Annotated in this window: 22 protein-coding genes; 8 read left to right on the top strand and 14 right to left on the bottom strand. The window is 63.5% G+C overall.

From position 1 onward, the window contains the following. Window positions 1–48: 48 nt before the first annotated feature. Entirely contained in the window at window positions 49–396 is a 348-nt protein-coding gene (locus KBZ19_RS08940; RefSeq protein ID WP_255100646.1) for a hypothetical protein, read from the top strand. 165 nt (window positions 397–561) lie between these two features. On the opposite strand, the gene KBZ19_RS08935 is transcribed toward KBZ19_RS08940, so the two are convergent. Beyond that, entirely contained in the window at window positions 562–1,788 is a 1,227-nt protein-coding gene (locus KBZ19_RS08935; RefSeq protein WP_255100645.1) for an aminotransferase class V-fold PLP-dependent enzyme, read from the bottom strand. After that, window positions 1,776–2,444 carry a uridine kinase gene (locus tag KBZ19_RS08930; protein WP_255100644.1) on the bottom strand — a complete coding sequence of 223 codons (669 nt, stop codon included), beginning with the start codon at window positions 2,442–2,444 and terminating at the stop codon, window positions 1,776–1,778. The genes KBZ19_RS08935 and KBZ19_RS08930 overlap by 13 nt, the downstream gene beginning before the upstream one ends. A 306-nt stretch (window positions 2,445–2,750) precedes the next feature. Here KBZ19_RS08930 and KBZ19_RS08925 point away from each other — a divergent pair, with 306 nt between their 5' ends. Beyond that, window positions 2,751–4,151, top strand: a complete 1,401-nt coding sequence (locus KBZ19_RS08925; RefSeq protein WP_255100643.1) for a hypothetical protein — start codon at window positions 2,751–2,753, stop codon at window positions 4,149–4,151. A 67-nt stretch (window positions 4,152–4,218) separates the two neighbouring features. Here the strand turns inward: KBZ19_RS08925 and KBZ19_RS08920 are convergent, their stop codons facing one another. The 6 genes from KBZ19_RS08920 to KBZ19_RS08895 all read right to left on the bottom strand — a co-directional run bounded on the left by KBZ19_RS08920 (window position 4,219) and on the right by KBZ19_RS08895 (window position 9,835). Continuing rightward, complete coding sequence (locus tag KBZ19_RS08920; protein WP_255100642.1) at window positions 4,219–4,683, bottom strand: DUF6998 domain-containing protein; 465 nt, start codon at window positions 4,681–4,683, stop codon at window positions 4,219–4,221. 541 nt (window positions 4,684–5,224) lie between these two features. Continuing rightward, window positions 5,225–6,235, bottom strand: coding sequence for a PIN domain-containing protein (locus KBZ19_RS08915; RefSeq protein ID WP_255100641.1), 1,011 nt, complete (start codon window positions 6,233–6,235; stop codon window positions 5,225–5,227). 88 nt (window positions 6,236–6,323) lie between these two features. Next, window positions 6,324–7,202 (bottom strand): hypothetical protein, encoded by an 879-nt coding sequence (locus KBZ19_RS08910; protein WP_255100640.1) that lies wholly within the window; start codon window positions 7,200–7,202, stop codon window positions 6,324–6,326. A gap of 130 nt (window positions 7,203–7,332) precedes the next feature. After that, window positions 7,333–7,947, bottom strand: coding sequence for a hypothetical protein (locus KBZ19_RS08905; RefSeq protein WP_255100639.1), 615 nt, complete (start codon window positions 7,945–7,947; stop codon window positions 7,333–7,335). 618 nt (window positions 7,948–8,565) lie between these two features. Continuing rightward, the gene (dcd, locus tag KBZ19_RS08900; protein ID WP_094513575.1) at window positions 8,566–9,159 is read right to left on the bottom strand and encodes a dCTP deaminase; all 594 of its coding nucleotides are present in this window, start codon (window positions 9,157–9,159) and stop codon (window positions 8,566–8,568) included. 4 nt (window positions 9,160–9,163) lie between these two features. Then, window positions 9,164–9,835, bottom strand: a complete 672-nt coding sequence (locus KBZ19_RS08895; RefSeq protein ID WP_255100638.1) for a cob(I)yrinic acid a,c-diamide adenosyltransferase — start codon at window positions 9,833–9,835, stop codon at window positions 9,164–9,166. A gap of 219 nt (window positions 9,836–10,054) precedes the next feature. On the opposite strand from KBZ19_RS08895, the gene ntcA reads away from it, so the two are divergent. Genes ntcA through KBZ19_RS08880 form a run of 3 tightly spaced genes read left to right on the top strand, consistent with a single transcriptional unit; the run spans window position 10,055 to window position 12,566 of the window. Next, window positions 10,055–10,783 carry a global nitrogen regulator NtcA gene (ntcA, locus tag KBZ19_RS08890; protein ID WP_255100637.1) on the top strand — a complete coding sequence of 243 codons (729 nt, stop codon included), beginning with the start codon at window positions 10,055–10,057 and terminating at the stop codon, window positions 10,781–10,783. Window positions 10,784–10,821: 38 nt separating this feature from the next. Continuing rightward, complete coding sequence (locus tag KBZ19_RS08885; protein WP_094513586.1) at window positions 10,822–12,057, top strand: DUF3084 domain-containing protein; 1,236 nt, start codon at window positions 10,822–10,824, stop codon at window positions 12,055–12,057. Further along, window positions 12,054–12,566, top strand: coding sequence for a resolvase (locus KBZ19_RS08880; RefSeq protein WP_255100636.1), 513 nt, complete (start codon window positions 12,054–12,056; stop codon window positions 12,564–12,566). Before KBZ19_RS08885 ends, KBZ19_RS08880 begins: the two co-directional genes overlap by 4 nt. On the opposite strand, the gene KBZ19_RS08875 is transcribed toward KBZ19_RS08880, so the two are convergent. From KBZ19_RS08875 to psbH, 4 genes are all read right to left on the bottom strand, one after another. After that, window positions 12,563–12,820, bottom strand: coding sequence for a DUF3146 family protein (locus KBZ19_RS08875; RefSeq protein WP_094513590.1), 258 nt, complete (start codon window positions 12,818–12,820; stop codon window positions 12,563–12,565). The genes KBZ19_RS08880 and KBZ19_RS08875 overlap by 4 nt on opposite strands. A gap of 98 nt (window positions 12,821–12,918) precedes the next feature. Then, window positions 12,919–13,560 carry an aminoacyl-tRNA hydrolase gene (gene pth / locus KBZ19_RS08870; protein ID WP_255100635.1) on the bottom strand — a complete coding sequence of 214 codons (642 nt, stop codon included), beginning with the start codon at window positions 13,558–13,560 and terminating at the stop codon, window positions 12,919–12,921. Window positions 13,561–13,629: 69 nt separating this feature from the next. Next, window positions 13,630–13,980 (bottom strand): TatA/E family twin arginine-targeting protein translocase, encoded by a 351-nt coding sequence (locus KBZ19_RS08865; protein WP_255100634.1) that lies wholly within the window; start codon window positions 13,978–13,980, stop codon window positions 13,630–13,632. A gap of 103 nt (window positions 13,981–14,083) precedes the next feature. Next, window positions 14,084–14,284, bottom strand: coding sequence for a photosystem II reaction center phosphoprotein PsbH (psbH, locus tag KBZ19_RS08860; protein WP_071800830.1), 201 nt, complete (start codon window positions 14,282–14,284; stop codon window positions 14,084–14,086). A 122-nt stretch (window positions 14,285–14,406) separates the two neighbouring features. Between psbH and psbN the strand changes: the two genes are divergently transcribed. After that, window positions 14,407–14,550 (top strand): photosystem II reaction center protein PsbN, encoded by a 144-nt coding sequence (gene psbN, locus KBZ19_RS08855; protein ID WP_233133062.1) that lies wholly within the window; start codon window positions 14,407–14,409, stop codon window positions 14,548–14,550. On the opposite strand, the gene KBZ19_RS08850 is transcribed toward psbN, so the two are convergent. Continuing rightward, entirely contained in the window at window positions 14,538–17,651 is a 3,114-nt protein-coding gene (locus KBZ19_RS08850) for an alpha-mannosidase (protein WP_255100633.1), read from the bottom strand. The genes psbN and KBZ19_RS08850 overlap by 13 nt on opposite strands. A gap of 77 nt (window positions 17,652–17,728) precedes the next feature. Here KBZ19_RS08850 and KBZ19_RS08845 point away from each other — a divergent pair, with 77 nt between their 5' ends. Together KBZ19_RS08845 and KBZ19_RS08840 are read left to right on the top strand one after the other, a co-directional pair. Beyond that, complete coding sequence (locus KBZ19_RS08845) at window positions 17,729–17,848, top strand: photosystem II reaction center protein I (RefSeq protein WP_006172424.1); 120 nt, start codon at window positions 17,729–17,731, stop codon at window positions 17,846–17,848. Window positions 17,849–18,016: 168 nt separating this feature from the next. After that, window positions 18,017–21,259 carry a DUF3769 domain-containing protein gene (locus tag KBZ19_RS08840; RefSeq protein WP_255100632.1) on the top strand — a complete coding sequence of 1,081 codons (3,243 nt, stop codon included), beginning with the start codon at window positions 18,017–18,019 and terminating at the stop codon, window positions 21,257–21,259. Between the two features lie 21 nt (window positions 21,260–21,280). Here the strand turns inward: KBZ19_RS08840 and KBZ19_RS08835 are convergent, their stop codons facing one another. Continuing rightward, window positions 21,281–21,931: a 3-isopropylmalate dehydratase small subunit 2 gene (locus KBZ19_RS08835; protein ID WP_255100631.1), complete on the bottom strand. Its 651-nt coding sequence runs from the start codon at window positions 21,929–21,931 to the stop codon at window positions 21,281–21,283.

Here is a 21,931-nt window from a genome sequence, read left to right as displayed (position 1 = left end):
GGCATTATTGGACTAGTTGCACTGCTAGCAATTACTGTTCATGCTTGCGTGACAGATCAGAAGAAAAAAGAGATTCAACGCGCTGTTGCGAGAATGGACAAACTCGAAACAGATTGGAATTCTGATCTTCAGATTGCTACTGCGACTGGCAGGATTGCCCTTGCGGGGCCAGTATTGAAGTTACGCGAGCGAGAGGAGGAGTTAGCCAGCAGGGAGGTTCCAGAGTGCCTTTCTAAGGGAAAGACCGCATTCTTGGCGCACATGCGTGCATCCATACAAGCCTTTACGTCGTTCATGGCAGACCAAGAATACACATCATCGGCTTACATGCTTGAAGCAGCAAAGCAAATTGAGACCTACAATAAGTCAAAGGTCCAGTGTGAGAAGCTTCTATAGCACAATGAATTAATGCCTCCTAAGGTCCGCGCCTCTACATGCAGAATGAGTCCACAATTCCTATGCCACGAGAAAGACTAGATTGAGCATAGATCGGTCACTAGAATCACGTCTTGCTCCTTCTAACGTGGTACGTGTGAGCTGTGCGCCTGCTCGAAGCGCCTTTTAGACATTAGCTCGACTTGCTGCGAGAACACTCTCGATCACAAGATCCACGTCGACTGAAGGGTTCGCCGCTACCGACCGAGCCCAAACCTCACCATCAAGAACACACGTCGACAACATGCCTGCGGGAGCTGCCTGGATGAAGGTGTCGCTCTGTCGGTTCGTTGGACGAAACACATTGATCGCTGATTGCGGCCGGTTCCAGAGCTCCAGGTGATCGCTTGACTCGATCGCATCCGCCAGCGCGTCAGCCACCTCCATCAAGCGATCAAGTCGCTGCGCAAGACCTTCGCGCCCCCAGGCGAGCAGGGTCGCGAGCAGCGGAATGGCCGCAGCAGATCGCGAGCCCTGTACACCGATGTTGGGCTTGGCCAGATAGCCTCCGCCGAAGCTGATTGCCGCGTTTGCGACCTCGAGCTCGCGGAATAGTACGAGTGCCGAATCCTTTGGCTGGAACAACCACTTATGAGCCGATACCGCCACGGAGTCAGCGCCATCGAGCCCGTCGAGCTTGCCGGCGTGAGCGTGGCTGAGTCGTAGTGGGCCTGCCCACGCGGCGTCGACATGTGTCCATTTCGCGGTGCCGACCAGATCGAGAGGGTCGATCGAACCCGTCGAGGTCGTGCCAGCGGTCAGCACCAGGCAGGCGTCGGTCAGGTCAGGCAGTTGCTCGCGATCAAGCCGCCCTAGCGCGTCAACAGGGACCTTCACCAACGCGAGCCCGAGCAGTCGGGCGGCCTTCTCGACGCTGAGGTGCGCAGCAGCCGACGTCACGACGGTCTTCACGCCTGCGGCGTCTCTCGCCGCCCAGAGTCCAGTGAGATTGGCAAGCGTGGAACCGGAGCAGAAGTGCCCGCCCTGCATGCCGAAATACGGCGTCAGCCAAGCCAGGACGAGCGCCTCCGCCTGGGTGGCAAAGGGCGATGTGACCTCATGGAGCATGTTCTGGTTGAGGCTGGCGTCCCACAAGGCCATCGCCCACGTGATCCACGGCGTGGGCGGGTCCATGTGAGCGAGCGAGCTGGATGAACCGAGCCGGGCAGCCTCTCCAAGGACGCGTCCGGACATCATTTCGAGCACCCGAGCCTCACCGACCCCGGTCTCGGGCAGCCCAGGTGGCAGGTCGCCCGTAAGACCATCCGGTGACATGAGCAGTTCGAGGGCTCGTCTGAGTCCGTCGCCTGCCACAAAGCTTGGGTCGGGCGTGTGCATGCTCAGCCAGCCCATCGACTCTGCGCACCATAGGCACTGAGCCGGGGATCGTTGCTGATGATCGCCGTGGCGGCCGCTCTGGGATGATCCCGTGCGATATGAATGTCCTGCGCAGGGAAGTAGAGCGTTCGGTACGCACGGGCTGTGTCGTCTGGAGACAGGCCCTCCTGGCCTCGTGAGACGGCACGTTCCAACGCCGTCTCAAAGGTGCAGTCGATCCAGAATGATCTGTCGTATTGAGATTGCAGAGAACGTTTCAGGAGATAAATCCCCTCCAGCACGATCACGTCGATCCGTTCGAACTCGTAAAGGTGCCGCCTGTATGCGGTGGCAGTTTCCTCCGCGAAGTCAACCTCAACGCACAACGAACGGCGATCGCGGAGCGGAAGGACAAGCTGGGTGAACATGTCGTCGAAGCGGATCGCGTTGAGGTAGAAGTGTTCAGCGGCGTTGGCTGAAGCAAAACGTCTACTGGGAAGGTTCAACCACGCGTCCGCATTGATCGTCGCTACCCGAATCCCATGTGTTCGGAGGAGCTTCGCGATCCGTGCCGTCACAAAGCCCTTGCCACAACCGTCGATTCCGGTGATTGCCACCAGGGTGCTTCGACAAACGGGCGTTGCCCCCCTCGCGTCGAGGATCGAAGTCACGGCGCGGTCCAGGTCGTTCATGAGCTGCGTGATTCGTCTGGCTAACACTGCCCTTGAGTGGCAGGCAAGCAGCTTGTGTTTGCGGAGCAGAGGTAAGATGGGGCCTGTCCACTTAAGGGGAATGTCACATGGTATCTGCGTGTAAAGGTTTAGGCTGGAACCGGCCATCTCTTTTTCCTAACGTAGATCGGTCTCCCAGCGCTGAAGATCCCACCATCAAATTTTGAGCATATGCACGGCATGCGAAACGCCTATTGACAAACCTGGTCTGTACTGAGGCCAGTTGCCTCGAGACTTATGTTGGGCAAACTATGCCGACAAGCCACTATGACTGAGTGGAGGCCAATGCCCCGTGGCCGATCAAGCATCGAAGCCAAGGAGGCTATAGTTAGAGCGAATTTCACAATGATGAAGAGACGTGTAATTCCTCAATGGAACTACAATGGTAGCGAGTCGCAATGGGTCTTATTCGAAGTTGGCGAAGGCCCTTGGGCGGGAGTAGTACTACAGCAAAGATATAATTTGGCCAGGAATCGCTACCTTGGAGGCAACTGTCATAACGAGTTTACTCTCACGAGCGTCCATGACAAGGACTCGTACATTAGAAGTGCCTTTTTGAATGCCAAGCCCTCAAGAATAATCTCCAGTACATGGACTTTCGAGAGTGCGACGGAGCCGATCCCATTCTATTTTGATCCTTTGGATCTTAAAGCACTGACTAGTTGCAATAACAGTCTCAGCCTTTTTGCGTCTGAGCATATCATATTTCTTCAGCCATGGTGTGAATTTTCTCGAAGCTTAGATGATGCCACTCAAGAAGTCTGGATCCGGTCCCTGGAGAATATTGACGAGTCTATTCGCTACGCATGGCGATCACTGACAATTCCTGGCAGGATTATTAATAAAGACTGGACATATGTTAATACGACGACGCCTGTCAAATTCACCCTTGACCAAGACGAGAAGCATGACTTCAGCGGAATCGAGTTTCAACAGACAGTCAGCCACTGGACTCATCGTGGAATCAACTTAAGATCTGTGGTGGACATGAACCAAGCGCTTGATGTGATCTTGTCAAAGATTGATTGCTCGCTAGTTGATGCATCATTTGATTACTATGCGGCGAGTGAACATCCGGAGGAGAGATTCCGGCAACCTATTGTCATTGTTGACGAGTTTTTTCAAGAATACACCACAACACTTGAGTGTTTGACTAAGGGGATGACTTCCATTTCAGTTGGCGCCGGGCAATTGCCATGGAACAGGGGGACCTCAAGGCTAACTCCGAGCAAGATTCGCTCAAATCCTCGATTCCTCGGCTCACCGGGGATATTCTATGTAGCCGAAATACCAGACTCCGCCGGGAATAGCTATTTGAAGATGGGCATAACAACTAAGCAATCTCCTAGCCATAGATGTCCTTCATACAAGACCCTAACTGCAGTTTCCAGCAATAGCCTATTGGATGTTTCTATTCTAGAATGTGCGCTGCTTAGGGCTACAATTAGGCATAGGCCTTCCAACTATCGGGAGCTCCTGTTCCCTCTTGGCTTTGGAGGGGGGAACTCCGAAGTTCGGAACTTATCTGTTCTCGATCACTATTACCTTGTGGGAAATGATTCGGAGCGAAGACTTGCATCAGCATTATCAGTCGCCGCTTCTTTTCGAGAGGTTAAAAACCTATCTTCAGAGCTAATACATCAGACTGTTGCCGCCTTGGCGATATAACGTTTGAGTTCAGCCGCCCACGGAGGGCGTAGCCCGGAGTGGGTCGGCTGGAACGAATGGTTAGGCATCATTCTCTCTCAGGTATGCGTTGCGATGCCGGAACCGTATTCATGAGCGTGCGAAGCCTTGAAAGCGAGATAGCTCTCTGCCCATTCTTCTGCATTTCGCCGCAGTGTGACCAGACCAGGTTCCCTGGACCATTGAAGACTTCTGTGGCATGGCCTTCCTTGCCAAGATGCAAGACGACCAGCTGTTCAGGTTCAGCGCTGAGGGCAACGGACTTTCCTTGTGTTGCTTTGATCTCGACCTGCTTGCCATTTGGCGCCACAGCATCATGACCGGTGCTCGAAGCGCGGTGAAGGGTGAGGTTGTAGCGATAGGCTGCCATGACCTCGGCGGTGCATCCGACGAGATGACCGTCTGGTGTGAATGCACGCCCAGGGAAGAGTGATTCGAACTCGCCGACAAGAGCATAGAGCCTACGCACGAGCTCCGGCACGAGTTCCGTGGCGTGGGGTTCGAGTCTGTTCATGATGCCTAACACTGCGCAAAGTGGCGAGGCGAGACTCTAATGACTTCCCGACAAGCGTGCAGTCCAGCTCGCCTCGTCCGTTCCAACCCATTGTTCTACGTCGCATCGATGGGGGCGCCCGTCCCTACATCATCGGGCAAAAGCATTGCACTACTCCAGACCATCTATTACGTCTTTCTTGGCAATTTCGATGAGATGCTGGATCGGTGACATGTCCTGGAGCGCCGTTATATCCTGAAGCACCTCGAACGTCGCCGAGTAAGTAAAGCGATTGGCGCGCACGTCGTTGTGAAATGCCCTGACGTGAACAACATCTCCCTCAGGTATGACCCTAATCTCATAGGACTTACCGTCGTGCTCAAAGCTCGCAGCTGCCATTGCCAGTCCTCCCTTTTTCTGGCAGCTTAGTCTTCCTTTGTGGAATTTGCTGGCACAGGAACACCCCCGGCATCACAACCGTGCGTAGCGCTCATCATCACCCGCCCGTAGGAGGCCAAGCCGATGACCAGTTCTGTTTAGCCGGGTCGGGTGCATGATGATGTTAGACGGGCCTGCGCGGGACAAGCGCCCTTACGCTATAGGGCACAGCTGGAGTGCCAATTGTAAATGTTCCGCCTCTCAGGAAAACCGCGCCACCCTTCATGCGGTCGCCCTCTAAAGTATAGAGCCGAATTCCAGCCAGGGCTAACTCGCTAATACACAGATCACCTGATAGCATGCATTCGCCCCAAACTTTGGCCACACCTTCATCAACGCTCCTTCCTTGGAGATCCTCTCCACCGAGCACCTTAAACTCCAGAGTGAATACGGCTGCAATTGCATTTGGACGCTCCGTTGCGTATAGCTCCACGGATGAGCCGATCCGATGACCTACATGCCATCCTTGATCAGAAGTAAGCAATTCCATTTCAGACAAGACAGCTTCGGCAAGGACTTTTGTAATAGCCTCGTCTTCGACGTGCGGGAGCTGAGATTGAATCGACCTAAGAACGTCTGAGATAGTTGCAAACAACCTAACTCTTCCACCGGCTTCCTCTGCCAGATCCGGCGAAAGAATAGTTCCCTTTGCTTGCCTGTCGAGAAAGTCTCCATCATCGGTGACGAATAGACAATTCTGATTCACGTCCAAGATGCACTCCCATAGGATGCAATCTCTGTACTGCTCGGATGTCCTGGCTGGAGGGCGATGATCAAGAACCCGATCTAATGCATTCCTCAGATGCCTTTCAAGGACCTCGACTGGCAGGACTAAATCACTTAACTCATTCAACCTATTCTCGGCAGATTGTCGAACATCATCTTCAGAAGGGAAAGTAATTCCTGGACGACTACCGGTCAGTTGCTGGACTATTCCCAGCCCTCGCTCAATATTTCGCACAGCATCCGCACCAACTCGTTCCACACAGGCAAGAATCTCTCTGCGTGTCGTATCAGGAAGCAGGATATTTCCGCCAACCTGTCGAACTGCATATAGAAAGGCAACTCCAGTGGCAGTTCTCAAGAGCCGCTCCTTAATCCAAACGTTCGTGTCTAGTGCAAAGATCATGGTCATCTCCGTCTAACGCTTGCCATCACCTGGCCGCATTGATTGACGGCTGCATAAGAAGGCCTTGAGGTGGCGGCGCAGGTGAATGGCAATGTTATACGCCCAGCATGGCAATGCCTTGTGCAATGTCGTATATTGCAGACTTTAGGACTTGCAATGATATCTTTGCGGTGCCCTCCCTAGGGCTAAATCCAACGCTCATCTGCTCAAACGGATGGATGTAGTTTCGAAAGTCACGCAATGTGTGACTAAACTTCTTTGTATCGTGTTCAATTATCTTCAGTTCGGCCGCAACATCAATCAAAGCATTCAAATTCCACTGATGAAACTTCATAGGCTTTCCATCTGAGTCTTTGGGAGATGCTTGGGCTTGATTGAAATGACGTGGATGCTTTCCCGCAATGCCAAGTAATAGGCCTTCTAAGGTGCTCCCAGCCAGTATAAGTACAGCCAGATATGCGCCTGACTGGAAACATCGTTCAATCTCTTTTACTCTCTCATTAAGAACATCAACCAAGCCTCCCTCAAGTCCAAGTGCATCAATGGATAAATTAGAAAACTCTCGCTTGAGGAACTGATCCTCTTCGTTCAACTCAAGTTTAGCAGTGTTGGTCGCAGCCTGATTCTTATCAACACGCGCAAACCGAAGATCGGCTCCCTCTCTCACGACTTTCCAGCTGTCAAAAGCCAGATACTGGTTGAACTCTTCCAGGAGCCTATCAAGATAGTCAAACTGGCCGACAAAGTTAACTGGAGCGAATACTGTGCATATGCATTGGTCAATCCCAGGAGTTCCGTTTAGCCTGGCAAGCCTTTCATCGGTGTATGCCCATCGCGACGGGAAGCCTTGGCCATAGCTGTCACTGAATCCAAGGCTGTTAAAGAATTGCACAAGTTTTGGCCCTGACCTATATTCAGTCTCCTCGTTTATCAGTTGTCGTAACTTTTCGAGTGTCTTCTGATTGAGAATCATTTTACTGGAGCTTTGGCGAGCACTTTAGTGCGTATAACGCTCAAGATCAGAAGCGGGCAGGGAACCTTCGCATAGCGACCTCCCTTAGGCCCCGACTTCTGCATCTTGATGTTATGCGTCACGTTCTTCCTTATGCGAGATCGGCCAGCCGAGGCTTGAGTTTCTCTGTCAAAGCGGCGAGGCCTTCGCTGTTGTTCAGGTACTTTACGTACCTCAGGTGTCGCAAATCGAACGGTATGTCTGCCTCAGATTGCGTGATAAGAATGACGTCTCGCCCGAGCGTATGGGCGATACCGATCTCGTAGAAGACATTAGGATTGCGCCCGGTGCAATCGCATATCACCACGGACGACCGATCGATCAGAGAAACTATGTCTTGGATTATTGCTGGATTCTCCCAGATGTCATCTGCTCGCCTACATCGAAGACCAACGGCCTCGACTGTGCTCTTCAGGGCTGTATAGACTGCATTAAAGTTGGGGTGAAAAGGCATCATTGCGGACACCAGCGTCGGCTCTATGTTCTCTGGATCGGCGATCTGAAAGATTCTCGGCATCTGTCTCCTCGGCTGGGTGTTCCGAAGCAAGACACGAAAGAGATCAATGTCTTTAACAGCCCAGTGGGTGCGACTGAACTCGAAATCTTCAATATCAAGGTCAGCGGCAAACCCTTTAATGATGTTGTTGGTCAGAGGAGGAATCTGAGGATCGTATGCATATTCTAGAATGATCTCCCGTCCAGACACGCGAACACTAATGATCGTGCCAACCCGAGCTACAGGATTCCTGCTCCGAGAGCTTTCCTCAAGAAACAAAGCGGGTAACGTCAAAAGCTCCGAGGTCGCAAGCGTCCCTTTCGGGCGAAATCTCTCCTTTAGATCGGGCTCGGTGTACTCGAACGCTCGGTCCTCCGGCATAGTGTCGCGCCCATTTGCCCAACCTCCTCCGCTCACAAGAAGATGGAACACAAATCACTCCTGTTCACAGGGACCACTCAGCTACTGTAGAAGCGCAGCCGAGTGACGCATAACTTGTTCTTGGACAGTTCCGCAAACCACACCCCATAGGCGTTCCCTTTCTGCAAACCACAGTGACAAGGCTTCCCCAAGCATCCTTCAAGCCTGATGCTGCAGGGGTTCTGGTCAGTCTGCTGAGAGGAGCCACAGTGGTTCGCGGGTCAGATAACCACTGTGCATGACGATACACAGCCTGCTGGCTTCTTCTGATGGGAAGGCTTCTTGAACAACACTTTTAAGCCCTGCAATCGCATCAGCCCTCTCAGCTTCTAAGCCCATAAACAGAACACAAACGCAAACCCATCAACCTCCCCGCGTCTCCAAGCACACCCGCTCCCCCAACCAACTTCAAACCTTCGCCAACGTCACCCGCTCCGGCTGGTGCTGATACTTCCCGGCGCGGTCGCTGTAGGTGGTCTGGCAGGGTTCGCCTTCGAAGAACAGCAACTGGCAGATGCCTTCGCTGGCGTAGATGCGACAATCGGCGCCGGAGGAGTTGCTGAATTCCAGGGTGAGGTGGCCTTCCCAGCTGGCTTCAGCGGGGGTGGTGTTCACGATGATGCCGAGGCGGGCATAGGTGCTCTTGCCCAGGCAGATCACGGTGATGTTGGCCGGCACCCGCAGCAGCTCCAGGGCCACCCCCAGTCCGTAGGAATGGGCGGGCAGGATGAAGTAGTCGCCGTCGTCGTCGTGATGGAGCGGCGCCGGCTCCAGGTTGGCCGGGTTGAACCGCTTCGGGTTCATCACCGTGCCCGGCACGTGCCGGAAGATCAGGAACTCCTTGGGTGAAAGCCGCAGGTCGTAGCCGTAGGAGGAGCAGCCGTAGCTCAGCACCGGCGCCGTGCGGTTCTCGGCATCGAGGTGGCGCACCAGCGTGGCCTGGAACGGCTCGAGCATGCCCGCCGCGGCCTGTTCGTTGATCCAGCGGTCGCACTTGAGCATGGGGTCAGCAGTTGCGGCGGAGCTGGGTCACCTGGTCGGCCATCGCCAGCAGCGCGGGCGGCATCGATGGCCCCGTAAGGATCACATCGAGATGGGCGGGCCGTTGCTCCAACGTGGCCTCCACCTCCGCCGCCGGCAGGTAGCCCAGCGCGATCGCCAGCCCCAGCTCGTCGAGCACCATCAGATCCACCGCCCCATCCAGCAGCTGGCGCTGTGTGTAGCCCCACACCTCCAGCACCGCTTCTTGCTCCTCCGCTCCGGGCCCTTCGGGCTCCGCGTCGGCTGGTTCAGTCAGGCAGGCGGGCATGGCGGGCCGCAGCCACTGCAGCCGGCCGCACAACCACAGGCTGCGCTCCAGCCCCTGATCCACGCCGCCCTTGAGGAACTGGCTGATCAGCACCCGGCTGCCCAGCCCCGCGCTGCGCAGCGCCTGGCTGAACACGCCGGAGAAACTGCCGCGAAACGGTGCCGTGTGCACCTGCAGCTGGCCTTCGGTCTGGGCGGGGGGCACCAGGGCCAGCGGGCGCGGTGCCACGGGTGCCACAGGGGCCACGGGCGCAGCCGCGGCCGCGCCATGGGGGCGGCCCGGGCCGTGGGAGCGGGGGCCACCGGCAGGGCCAGCACCAGAAGGCACACCACCAGTGGGCATGGAGGGGTTGAGCAGGCTGGCCGTCATCAACACCCCGGTGGATCGCGAAGCCGAATGTAGCGGCGCCAGGCCCCGAAACACCAATCGCACACCACCCCTAGTGTGTAGCCCTGTACTACTTTGCGGAAATCCCGTCGGCACTGGGATTCTGCAGACGGATGTCCACAGGGAACCGTCCAGTTAGTGTGATCGGCTACATGGAGCACGGAAGTCGATCCGTAGCTTCCAACCACTTGTCCAACCGTCATGGTCGGCGCGATGCGCGGATTCAGCCGCACCAGCACCACCCCCGCGCCCGTCAACAGCGGCTTGGCCTCCTCCGCCAGTGGCTCCAGCACCCTGCTGGACGTCATGCGTGGGCTGAGCGGCTGCACCAGCGAAACGGTGGAGCGCGGCAAAACGATCTTTTTCCCCGGCGACCCGGCCGAGCGCGTCTACCTGCTGCGCCGTGGCGCCGTGCGGCTTTCGCGCGTTTATGAGAGCGGCGAGGAGATCACCGTGGCCCTGCTTCGCGAGAACAGCCTCTTCGGCGTGCTCTCGCTGCTCACCGGCCAGCGCTCCGATCGCTTCTATCACGCCGTCGCCTTCACCCGCGTCGAGCTGGTGGCCGCCCCCGCCAGCTCCGTGCGGCGTGCCATCGAGCAGGACGCCAGCGTGGGCCTGCTGCTGCTCCAGGGCCTCTCCTCCCGCATCCTGCAGACGGAGACCATGATCGAGACCCTCACCCACCGGGACATGTCCTCGCGGCTGGTGAGCTTCCTGCTGGTGCTCTGCCGCGATTTCGGTGTCCCCGGCACCGAGGGCATCACCATCGATCTGCGCCTGTCGCACCAGGCGATCGCCGAGGCGATCGGCTCCACCCGCGTCACCATCACCCGCCTGCTCGGCGACCTGCGTCAGGCCGGCCTCGTGCAGGTGGACCGCAAGAAGATCACCGTGTTCGATCCGGTGGCCCTGGCCAAACGCTTCAGCTGAAGGCCCGCGGCCGATACTGGACCCCCTCGCCCTGAATCGTGTCCGGCTGGCTGCTGATCCTGGCCCTGCTGACCCTCGGGGGGGTGCTCGCCACCCTCGGCGATCGCCTCGGCAGCCGCGTCGGCAAGGCCCGGCTCAGCCTCTTCAACCTCCGCCCGCGCAACACCGCGGTGCTGATCACGGTGCTCACCGGCAGCCTGATCAGTGCCGTCTCGCTCGGCCTGATGCTGGCCGTCAGCCAGCGGCTGCGCACCGGCCTGTTCGAGCTCGACAGCCTCGAGCAGAAGCTGCGGGACAGCCGCGACGCCGTCCAACGCAGCGATGCCGCCCTGAAGCGCAGCCTCTCGGCCCAGCGCGACGCCCAGCAGGCGGTGGGCCGGGCCGAACGGGGCCGCCAGCAGGCGCGCCGCCAGCTGGTGGCGGTGGAGCAGCAGGCGGGCCGCCTGCGCCGTGAGCTGCAGCCGCTGCAGAACCAGCAGCAGCAGCTGCTGCGCCAGCGCGATCGGCTCAACAGCGACATCCGCGCCCGCGACCAGGACATCCGCCGCACTGAAGCGGAGCTGGCCCGCGTGAAGGGGCAGATCGCCTCCGGCCAGGCCGAACTCAAAGATCTGGAAACCAAGCTGATCGCCCTGCGCCGCGGCGATGTGGTGATCAGCAGCGGCCAACCGCTGGCCACGGCCAAGGTGAGCGTCAAGCAGCCGGGCCAGGCCCGTGCCGCCATCGATGCCCTGCTGCGCCAGGCCAACCAGTCGGCCTTTCAGCGGGTGCTGCCGGGGGAACCGGTCAACCGGCCGATCCTGCTGGTGCCCCGCGAAGACATCGCCAAGCTGGAGGCCCTGATCCAGAAAGGTGGCAACTGGGTGGTGAGCATCCTCTCGGCCGCCAACGTGCTGCGCGGCGAGCAGCAGGTGCTCGGCTTCCCCGACCTGCGGCCCAACAAGCAGGTGATCCGCCAGGGCGAGGTGATGGCCACCACGCGGCTGGAAGGCAACGAGATCTCGCCAGAGCAGGTGCGCAACCGGCTCAACCTGCTGCTGGCCGCCTCCTTCGCCAAGGCGCAGCGTCAGGGGTCGCTGGTGGATGGGGTGCAGTTCGATGTGGCCAGCTTCAACCAGCTGGGGCGGGAGCTGAGTGAGCGGCCGGCCGGGCAGGCGGTCAGCCTGGAGGCCGTGGCCGTGCGCGAGGCCGAAACGCCCGATCCGGTGGTGCTGGAGATTCGCCGCCTCGATGGCGGCCCCACGCCCCCCTCCTCGCCGAAGCGCCCCTCATGAGCCCCACGCCGGCGGCCGCCGCGTCACCACCGCCAGAGCCACCTCCAGAGCCGCAGCCAAAGGCCCTGCCGCTTCCCGCCGATGGCCCCCTCGCCGCGCTCGATCCAGGCCGCTGCAAGTGCGGCCTGGTGCGCTGCGACCCGGCGCGGCAGCAGGTGCTGGACGCCCTGATCCTGGAGCCGGAGCAGGCGCTGGCGCAGCTGCGCGCCTGGCAGGCCGAGGGCGCGGTGGCCGGCGTGGTGCTCGGCGATGGCACCGGCAGCCGGCACTGGAGCCAGCGCCTGGCGCCGCTGCTGCCCCTGCAGCTGGTGGATGAGCGCAGCACCACCCTGGAGGCACGGCGGCGCTTCTGGCAGCTGTTCCCGCCACGCGGCTGGCGGCGCCTGTTGCCCGCAGGCCTGCGCCAGCCGCCCCGCCCCTGGGACGATGTCGTCGCCCAGCTGCTGCTCGAACGCCACCTCGGCCATCCGCTGACGCGGCCCCCTTCCCTGCCGCCGGCCGCCTTCTAGAAGCGCGCCCGCACCGTGAAGGCGTAGTCGCCGCCGGGCTCCAGCTGGTAGTCGGCCTTGAGCAGAAAGCGCAGCAGTGCGTCCTGGATCAGGGCACGACCCAGCGAGGGCTCCACGGTCAGCTCGCCGCGATCGAACGCCCAGCGGAAGGTCCAGGCGAAACCACCGGCCACCACCTCGCCCTCCAGCAGCTTCTGGGTAAAGCTCTGGTGCAGCACCCGCAGCTGGGCGGTGGTGGCGGGAAGACGGCTCACGGAGGAAGAAAACGCACGGAGTCAGACGGGAGGCGGAGCATCGGCAGGCAGATGGAGCCAGACGAAAGCGGGACCAGATGAAGCTGCTGGAAGCAGCCTCAGGCCGTTGTGGGCTGAAAACTGTTCAGGCGATTACCGGCCCGTTCATAGCCCAGCCGCTGGATCACCCCCAGCCCCGCCAGCACCTCGTCGAGCACGGCATCCACGCAGGCCTGCTCGCTGGGCTCGAAGCGGCCCAGCACGTGGGAAATCGTGCGGGCCTTGCGCGTGACCGGGTCATCGGCCGGGGCGCTGATGCCGATGCGCAGGCGGGGAAACTCCTGGCTGCCGAGATGGCTGATCGTGCTGCGCAGGCCGTTGTGGCCGCCGGCACTGCCGGCCAGGCGCAGCCGCAGACGGCCCAGCGGCAGGTCCATGTCATCGACGAGCACAAGCATCTGGTCAGGACGCAGGCCGAACCAGTCGAGCGTGGCACGGATCGACCGGCCGCTCTCGTTCATGTAGGTGGTGGGCATCAGCAGCCGCAGGCGCTGGGCCCCCTGGCCCACATCCGCCAGCAGGCCCTGCAGGCGCGCATTGGCGCGAAAGCTCACCCGCTCGCGCGCCGCCAGCCGCTCCAGGGCCATGAAGCCCACGTTGTGGCGCGTGCGGGCGTACTTGTCGCCGGGATTGCCCAGGCCCACAACCAGCTGGAGGTCGCCCGTGCGGGCCTCACCGCCCGGCGTGGAAGAGGCGGTCATGGCCGTGGCGGAACGAAGCGGCGGAAAACGTAGCGGCGGAAGCAGAGTGGCAGAAGTGAAGCGTTGAACTCAGGCGGCCGCCGCAGGCGGTTCGCTGGCAGCGGGGGGTTCAGCCGCTGCGGCGGAGCTGGCTGCTGGAACGGGAGAAGCAGTGGTGGCGGCCTGTGCAGGTGCAACAGTCTCAGCGGCGGGGGCGGGAGCCTCGTTGATCGCCACGCTGTTGGCGGTCACCACCGTGTCGGCTTCGGAGTCGATCGCCTTGCGGAACTCCTGCTCGAAGTTGCTGGAGGCCGACTGGAACCCCTTCAGCGTGCGCCCCAGGGTGCGCCCCAGCTCGGGCAGACGCTTCGGGCCGAACACCAGCAGGCCGATGGCCGCGATGACCGCCATTTCCGGCAGCCCGATCCCGAAGATGTTCATGCAGCGGAGCCTGGGTCAGGAACTGAGGCGAAAACAGGCGGCAAAGCGGCAGGCCCGGCAGCCTGTGCCGCCGGACTCTTAGGCCGGAGGATTCAGAGGCAGATCAGCCGAGGCCGTTCCAGTTCACGGTGATGCCATCGAGCAGAAGCGACTTGTTGTACAGCTGCAGGATCACGAGCAGGAACACCAGGAACAGCACCATGAAGATGCCCATCACCGGCGTGGTGCCCCAACCGGGCACCACCTTGCCGTACTCGGAGTTGAGCGGGCGGAGCAGGTTTCCCAGTGGGGTGCGTTGCGCCATGGCGGGTGAGCCTCTCGGACACATGGATGGGGATCGTTACTGTAAGGGTCGAGGCGGAGACCGGCGCGGTCACTGTCGAGAGTTGTGATCCACCTCCGCCACCCCCAGCAGCCGCCCCTTCCTTGACCGAAACCTCCTCCCCCGCCCTGTCGATCGCGATCACCGTGCTGGTGGCGCTGCTCGCCCTCACCGGCTTCGGGGTGTACCTCGCCTTCGGCCCGCCGTCCAAGGGCCTCACCGATCCCTTCGACGATCACGACGACTGATCCTGAGCGCGCGCCAACCGCCGCACCCGCAGCTGGCGCAGCTCCCAGGGCCTCAGCAGCGGTTCTGCAGACCCGTCGTCCACGACTCCATCCATCCGCGCCTGAGCGCCACCCTCCACCGGCCCGATCACCTGCCACCCCGCTGACAAACCGAGCGGCTGCCGGCAGGGCGAGAGGTTCTGCACCGTGAGCCGCACCACGCCCGGCTCCGGATCCGGCGCGATCACCACCGGGTCGAGCTGGGCCGAGCCCAGGCCAAGCGCCGGTGGTGGCGTGGCCGCTGGCTCGGCCGCTGGGTGGCACCAGGTGGGGGCGCGAAACGCGCGGGCCGCCGCCGGCACCGCCGCCTGACGCCACCCATCCGCGCAGGGCATCAGCGCGAGCTGCAGGCGCTGCAGACCGTTGTCGGCGCCGGGATCGGGCCAGGTGGGGCCGCGCAGCAGCGATACGCCAAGGCGCTCCGCCGTGCCCGACACGCCCTGCGGCCCATCCAGCAGCAGCGCCAGGCCGCCGCGCTCCGCCTGGCTGCAGGTCCAGGCGATCGCCGGCACCTCCCAGCGGGCCTGCTCACGGGCGGTGCAGGGCACGGCAGGACGCTCCAGCACGCCCGCCGCGGTGTCCGCCGCCCAGCGGCAGGCCCGCTGTTGCAGCGGCACCTCCAGCTGCAGCAGCTCATGGCGCTGGCGCCAGTGCACCCGCAGCACCAGCTCCAGCCAGGGGCTGCCCGCCAGCAGGCGCAGATCCAGCCGCAACGGGCTGGCCCCGCACTGCCCCCGTGCCACCAGACGCACGCACAGGGGGCCCTGCTCCACCAGCTCCAGCGCCGGCTCCCACACCAGCGGCAGCGGGTGCTCGCGGTGGTCCGCCGCCAGATCCCAGGCATCCCAGAACTCACCCCTGTCGCGCCAGCGGCGCCACTGCAGCGGTGCCGCCAGCTGGGGCTGCCCGTCGGCGCCGCAGAGCTGCTCCAGCCCGCCCGCCCCCAGTTCCGCCGTCAGCAGGCCGTTGCCGATCCGCCAGCGCCCCTCCCCGAGCGACGCGCTCCACACCGGCGCCTGCACCTCCTGCGGCGGCGCGGCTGGCGCCACTGCCGGCAGCGGCCGGCGCTCCAGGGCCAGGGGTGTCAGCCCGGCCGCAGGCGGCAACTGCACCCAGCAGCCGCCTCCCGCTGCCTCCTGCTGGGGCAGGGGCCGCTGCGCGAGTGTCCAGCTGCCCGCCGGCAGCCGCAGCGTCAGCGCCGCCGCCGGCAGGGGCTGCAGCCGCATCACCCACCAGGGCTGGCCGGCCGGCAGGGCCTCAGCCGCCGGCGCCCCTCCCTGCAGCCAGGCCAGCAGCAGGCGATCGCGGCGCTGCCGCGCCTCACGGCGGGCCCGGCGCCACTGCGGCTCCGCCTGCTCGAACACCTCCGCCACCGACGTGCCCGGCAGGATGTCGTGGAACTGCTGAAACAGCAGCGTGCGCCACCCGGCGCGGGCCGAACCAGCTGCCTGCATGTCGCCCTCCGGCGCCGTGACTCCCGCCGCACCAGCCCACAGCAGCGCCGCCGCCAGGTCGGCTTCGCGCAGCAGCCGCTCCAGGGTGCGGTTGTGGCGTTTCTGGTCGGGCCGGCTGGTGGGGCAGGCGCGGTGCAGCTCCAGGTAGAGCTCGTCGCGCCATACCGGCAGCTGGGCGCGGCAGGGCTCCAGCCGTGCCAGGTAGGGGCGCACACCGCCATGCACCTGCGGGGCAGCGGCGGGCTGCTGCTGCCACAGCGCCAGTTGCTCGTACATCTCCGCCGTCGGGCCGCCGCCGTGGTCGCCCACACCCGGCAGCCAGAGAGCTTCCTCGTGGCCGGTGGCCCGCTGCCACTCCAGCCGGTAACGCTCCATCGCCAGCGGATCGCCGCCGGTGCCGATCGGGGCGGTCATCAGCGCCAGCACTTCGGCGCCGCAGCGCCCCCGCCAGCGGAACAGCCGGTGCGGGAACGGATTCGTGGCATTCCAGGCCAGCTTGTGGGTGCAGAACCAGCGCACCCCGGTGGCCGCCGCCACCACCGGCAGACCGGCGCCGAAGCCGAAGCTGTCGGGCAGCCAGACGAGCGGGTGTTCCCACTCCGGGAAGGTGGCGCGGCTGTACTCCTGGCCTTCCTCGAACTGGCGCAGCAGCGACGCGGTGCCGATCAGCACGGCATCGGTTTCCACCCACGGGCCATTGAGCGGTTCCCAGCGCCCTTCCCGCATGCGGGCGCGGATCGCGGCAAATAGCTGGGGGCGGTGCTGCTCCAGCCAGGCGTAGAGCGCCGGGGTGGAATGACCGAAATGGAGGGACGGGTCGCGCTCCATCAGCGCCAGCGTCGAGCGGAAGGTGCGCTCGGCCGCCTGCCAGGTGTCGGCCACCGGCCACAACCAGGCCAGATCCAGATGGGCATGGCCCGCCACCTGAAAACCACCCGGCGGCGCCAGCACCGCCCGGGCCCGCGCCGCCGCCACCTCCAGGCTCAGCGCCGCCGGGTCATCGCCTGGCGCAGGGCTGACGGGAGCCAGGCTGCCGGCCGTTTCGCGCAGGGCGGCGAGCTCCAGGGCCGTGGCCAGCAGCAGGCCGCCGGGATCGCCGCGATCGAGGGGTTCGGCCTCGATCCGGCTGTGGATCAGCGCGCCATCGTCGTGCAGCGGGCTGCGCAGCTCCAGCTCCAGCTGCAGCGGCTCCCCGCGCCACCAGCGCTCCGGCAGCCGCCAGCGGCAGGCCGCGTCAAACAGGTCACCGCGATGCACCGGCTGCCCATCGACGCGCAGCTCAGCCTCAGCGGCCCACCAGCTGAGCACCAACCGGGCCAGGCCCGACGGGTCAGGCTCGCCGCGCCACGGCTCGGGACACACCAGCGTGGTGCGCAGCAGCAACTCCTGGCCACCGCGGGGCCAGAGGATCAGGCCTCGGGCATGCCAATCGGGCCGGTACCGCCGTCCCCAGGCCTCACCGAGGGCCACACGCCACTCCCCATCAGGGAAGCGGCGGCACCAGCGGGGCTGCAGGTCGAGGCAGGAACGTGATCGAAACGTTTCAATCCAGGGGCGAAGCTCGGGATCGAGGCCCTGCGTCATCGTTTCCGGTCGGGTGCGACCCATAGGATGATGCCGCTGCCGAAGGGTCGTTCAGGGCCCGCCTGGCGCCTGTCACTCCCTGTCACCCGCCGGACCGGACCATGCTCGCTCTCAAGATTTCGGTTTACTCGGTCGTTTTCTTCTTCATCGGCATCTTCGTCTTCGGCTTCCTGGCCAGCGATCCCAGCCGCACCCCCAGCCGCAAGGACCTCGAAGACTGAAATCCCCCGGCCCAGCGCACCGCGTCCCGCTTCGGGCCGGCGCTGGGCCAGTGCTCGCCCTGCCCGACAGCGGCCTCTGACCACGGCCGTCGTGGCAGGATCAGCCGCTGATTGGGAAATCGCGTGCCCTCAGCCAACCCACTCAGCTGGGCCATTGGGGTTGCAGGCGTGCTCGTGGCCTGGTCGGGTGCTCCCAGTGTGGAGGCCCGCAACCTTCCCCCATCCCCCCAGCCCCTGGAAGCCGCCGGCGTCACGCCGGGCACCGAGTCTGCTGGGGATGAGGGCGCGCTCAGCCCCTTGGTACTCGGCGACGCGAGCGCTGCGGGCGCGGCCACCCCATCGAGCAATCCCGGCAATCCCGCCTCCCTGCCCGCCCCGCCGGTGCCACCCCCGGCCGCTGGCACCGGCAACGCCAACGCCACAACCCCAGAGAACGGTCGCCCGGATTCCTTTCCCAGCCAGGGCCAGGACCCCAGCCCGGTGCCGCAGCCCGGTGGTGGCCCAGCGGCTGATCTGGCGCCCGCACCGGCGGCCGCGGCGGCCTCCCCGCCGCCCCTGCTGCTCGACATCACCGCCGATCAGCAGGGCTTCGATCTGGTGATCAACCGCTATGTGGCCACCGGCAATGTGTCGGCCCAGATGGCGGGTGGCCGCCTGATGGCCGACCGGCTCGAATACGACACCGTGAGCCGGACCGTCTACGCCACTGGCAGCGTGCGGTTCCAGCGCGGCAACCAGTTCCTGCAGGCCAGCAAGCTGCGTTTCAACCTGATCGAAGGTCGTGGCGAGATGGAGGACGTCTACGGCGTGCTCGACCTCACCACTGCCGCTGTGGATCTCAATCCGGAGGTGCCCCCGGCCGAGCCCCTGGGCCCACCACCATCGCTGGCTTGCCCCACCGAGCTGCCGCCGATCCCGGACTGGCACCCCTATCCCTGGGCTGCTACGGCATGGGCCGGTCAGACCACCAACGCCGGCTTCGGCGAAACCTTTGTGTTCCAGGGGTCCCTTCGCCAGGACTACCTGCTGGGCGCAGGCCTGCAGCGGCGCCTGCTCCAGGCCGGACCCTTCGCCCTCGAACTCGACCTCAACCTGCTGGGGCACAAGGCCGCCGCTGAGAACAGCGCCGGCATCGCCGCCCAGAGCTTCGGGGAAATCACCGCCGGCATCGGGCTGCGGGCCTGGCTGCAGCCCTGGCTCAGCCTGGGCATCGTGCAGGGGGTGAGCCTCAACACCAGCTTGAGCAACTTCGAATGCAGCACCCGCGAGGATTGCGCGCAGTTTCTCAACTATCTCGCCTTCGAGGTGGAAGGGGCGTTCTCGCCGCAGTGGTCGGTGGTGGGCCGGATTCATCACCGCTCGGGCGCCTTCGGGGTCTACAGCGGTGTACGGGAAGGAAGCAACGCCTACCTGGTCGGGCTCCGGCACCGCTTCGGCAACCCGCCGGCCCGCACGGTGAACCCACAGGCTGAGCTGCTGCCGCCCAAGGGCTGCCCCAACCGCGGCGCCGAGCCGCCCGAGCGGCCCCGCTCGCTGGCCGAAGCGCTGGAGCAGGTCGCGATGGGCGGCACCGCCCCCGCCGAGCCCCAGCCCCCCGCCCGGCCCCCGGCCGGCACCGGTGCCGGTGCAGCGAACGGCACTGGAACTGGCACTGGCACTGGCACCAACGCGGGTACCACCAGCGCCGACCCGACGACTGAGCGGCCCAGCTTCCGCGCCCTGCGCGCCCAGGAGGCGGAACGCCGCAAGGCGATCGCCGCCCTCACCGATCAACGCATCAGCGATGTGCAGGTGCGCGCCGGCCTGGCCTCCGAGCGCCGCTTCGGCGTTCCAGGTGGCGGCAACGCCAATACCGATGACGGAGATAACACCAACAACGACTTCGGGCCCGCCAGGCCGCCCCAGGTGCGACAGCTGGAGAGCAACCGCAACCCGAAACTGGTGGACGGCACCCTCACCCGGCTGCGCTTTCAAGCCGCCCGCGCCGTGCTCACCGCCGAAGGCTGGCGGGCCGATCGGGCCAGCTTCACCAACGATCCATTCACGCCCGCCCAGTCGTGGATGGATGCCGACGACGTGCTGGCCGTGCAGGACAAGAACGGCGACACGGTGATCACCTCCCGTCGCAACCGGCTGATCCTGGAAGATCGCCTGCCGATCAATGTCACCAGCCGCACCCGCATCCGCAAGGAGCAGGAGGTGCAGAACCGCTGGGTGCTGGGCGTCGACAACGAAGACCGCGACGGCTTCTACGTGGGCCGCCGCCTCAAGCCGATCGGCATCGGCCAGCGCGGCACCCTGCAACTCGAGCCCCAGTTCCTGCTGCAGCGGGCCTACGAGGGCACCACCAGCAGCTATCCACTGCCCGGACAATCCGCCGGAGCGGATCCTCAGTCGCAACCGAGCACCCTCGGCGATCTGTTCGGCCTTGAAGCGCGCCTGCAGGCGCCGCTGTTCGGCTTCGACGCCGACCTCAACCTCGACATCTCCACTTTCGAACCCGCCAACTTCGCCAACGGCACCCGGAGCTGGGGCGAACTGGTGCGCCCGCTCAAGTTGCCGCTGCTGGGCACGGTGAAGTCGCGCATCTTCGGCGCCTATCGCTTCCGCATCTGGAACGGAACGCTCGGCGAGCAGGACGTCTATTCCGCCTACGGCACCTCGATCGAACAGCGTGGCGAGCTGCCGCCTGTTGGCAACTTCACCAACAGCTACTTCTGGCGGCTGGGTATTGGCAACTATCAGAGCAACGAGTTCTTCGAGAACGGCGGCGAATCGCAGAACTTTGCCCAGCTGTGGCGCGGGAATGCCTTCGGCGCCATCAACAGCTCCCTCACCCTCTGGCGAGGCAAGCCGCTGCCCTCCACCCCGGAAGGGGCACTGCGCTATTCGCCGGTGCCGATTGTGCCGGGGCTCACCTTCAACACCAACATCTCTGCCAGCCTGGCCTACTTCGGAGATGGCACCCGCCAGAACGTGTTCTCGCTCTCCGGCGGGCCCACGCTCACCCTGGGCCACTTCAGCAGGTCCTTCCTCGATTACACCCAGCTCACCATCACCGGTGGCATCAGCTTGCGTGATGGCCTCAGCCCGTTTGCCTTCGATGCCGCCGTGGATCTGGGCACCGTGGGCATCGGCCTCACCCAGCAGCTGGTGGGCCCCCTGGTGCTCAATGGCGGCATCGGCCTGAACGTGGATGCCAGCTCACCCAACTACGGCGAGATCACCGGTTCGTACGTGGAGCTGCGCTGGCAGCGCCGCTCCTACGCCTTCAGCGTCTACTACAGCCCCTATGAAGGGATCGGTGGCGTGCGCGTGCGGCTGAACGATTTCGGCTTCAAGGGCACCGGCGTGCCCTTCGTGCCGTATGAGCAGCGCATGCGCGGACAGACCGGCGATGGCCTGTTCTGAGCGAGCAGGCGCCCCTGCTGCTCAGAACCCGTTCAGGTAAGGCAGACGGGCAACAGTGGCCACCAGCGCGTCGTCGTTGGCAAGCAGCTGGCCGGTGGCGTCCCACTGGCCGGTGGTGAGCATCTGCCGCGGCCCGGGCGCCAGCTCAAGGGCCCACACCTGATCGCCGCAACGCAGCTCGGCGGCCTGCACATCCAGCAGGAAGGAGGCGGAAGGGTGGGCGCTGGCATGGGCCTGGATGGCCAGCATCTGCTCGTGGCCGCTGGTGAGACAAGGCAAACCGAGCGCCAGGCCATTGCCGTGGAAGATCTCAGCGAAGCTCTCGCCGATCACCGCCCGGATGCCCCAGCGCATCAGCGCCTGCGGCGCATGCTCCCGGCTCGATCCGCAGCCGAAGTTGCGGTTCACCAGCAGCAGCCGGGCACCGCTGTGCTCGGGGCGGTCGAAGGGATGGCTGCCGCCCAGCTCACTGCGGTCGTCAGCGAACACCTGTTCCCCCAGGCCTTCGAAGGTGACGCACTTGAGGAAGCGGGCCGGGATGATCCGGTCGGTGTCGATGTCGTCGCCGGCGAGCACCAACGCACGGCCTTCGACTCTGGGGATCGGGCCGATCGGGAAGCTGCTGGCACTCACCGCATCGGTGAGGGGGGGCAGGGAAGGGGAAGCGATCAC

This window comes from Synechococcus sp. L2F (assembly GCF_024345695.1).
In the GTDB taxonomy this organism is placed as follows: Bacteria; Cyanobacteriota; Cyanobacteriia; order PCC-6307; family Cyanobiaceae; genus MW101C3.
This window is presented reverse-complemented; position numbering and strand designations above follow the sequence as displayed.

Excerpts from the sequence above, each read along its gene's own strand:
- KBZ19_RS08935 (WP_255100645.1), bottom strand. The coding sequence starts at position 1,788 with ATGGGCTGGCTGAGCATGCACACGCCCGACCCAAGCTTTGTGGCAGGC.
- KBZ19_RS08930 (WP_255100644.1), bottom strand. The coding sequence starts at position 2,444 with ATGAACGACCTGGACCGCGCCGTGACTTCGATCCTCGACGCGAGGGGG.
- KBZ19_RS08925 (WP_255100643.1), top strand. The coding sequence starts at position 2,751 with ATGACTGAGTGGAGGCCAATGCCCCGTGGCCGATCAAGCATCGAAGCC.
- KBZ19_RS08920 (WP_255100642.1), bottom strand. The coding sequence starts at position 4,683 with ATGAACAGACTCGAACCCCACGCCACGGAACTCGTGCCGGAGCTCGTG.
- KBZ19_RS08915 (WP_255100641.1), bottom strand. The coding sequence starts at position 6,235 with ATGACCATGATCTTTGCACTAGACACGAACGTTTGGATTAAGGAGCGG.
- KBZ19_RS08910 (WP_255100640.1), bottom strand. The coding sequence starts at position 7,202 with ATGATTCTCAATCAGAAGACACTCGAAAAGTTACGACAACTGATAAAC.
- dcd (WP_094513575.1), bottom strand. The coding sequence starts at position 9,159 with ATGCTCAAGTGCGACCGCTGGATCAACGAACAGGCCGCGGCGGGCATG.
- KBZ19_RS08895 (WP_255100638.1), bottom strand. The coding sequence starts at position 9,835 with ATGACGGCCAGCCTGCTCAACCCCTCCATGCCCACTGGTGGTGTGCCT.
- ntcA (WP_255100637.1), top strand. The coding sequence starts at position 10,055 with ATGGTCGGCGCGATGCGCGGATTCAGCCGCACCAGCACCACCCCCGCG.
- KBZ19_RS08880 (WP_255100636.1), top strand. The coding sequence starts at position 12,054 with ATGAGCCCCACGCCGGCGGCCGCCGCGTCACCACCGCCAGAGCCACCT.
- pth (WP_255100635.1), bottom strand. The coding sequence starts at position 13,560 with ATGACCGCCTCTTCCACGCCGGGCGGTGAGGCCCGCACGGGCGACCTC.
- KBZ19_RS08865 (WP_255100634.1), bottom strand. The coding sequence starts at position 13,980 with ATGAACATCTTCGGGATCGGGCTGCCGGAAATGGCGGTCATCGCGGCC.
- psbH (WP_071800830.1), bottom strand. The coding sequence starts at position 14,284 with ATGGCGCAACGCACCCCACTGGGAAACCTGCTCCGCCCGCTCAACTCC.
- KBZ19_RS08850 (WP_255100633.1), bottom strand. The coding sequence starts at position 17,651 with ATGGGTCGCACCCGACCGGAAACGATGACGCAGGGCCTCGATCCCGAG.
- KBZ19_RS08845 (WP_006172424.1), top strand. The coding sequence starts at position 17,729 with ATGCTCGCTCTCAAGATTTCGGTTTACTCGGTCGTTTTCTTCTTCATC.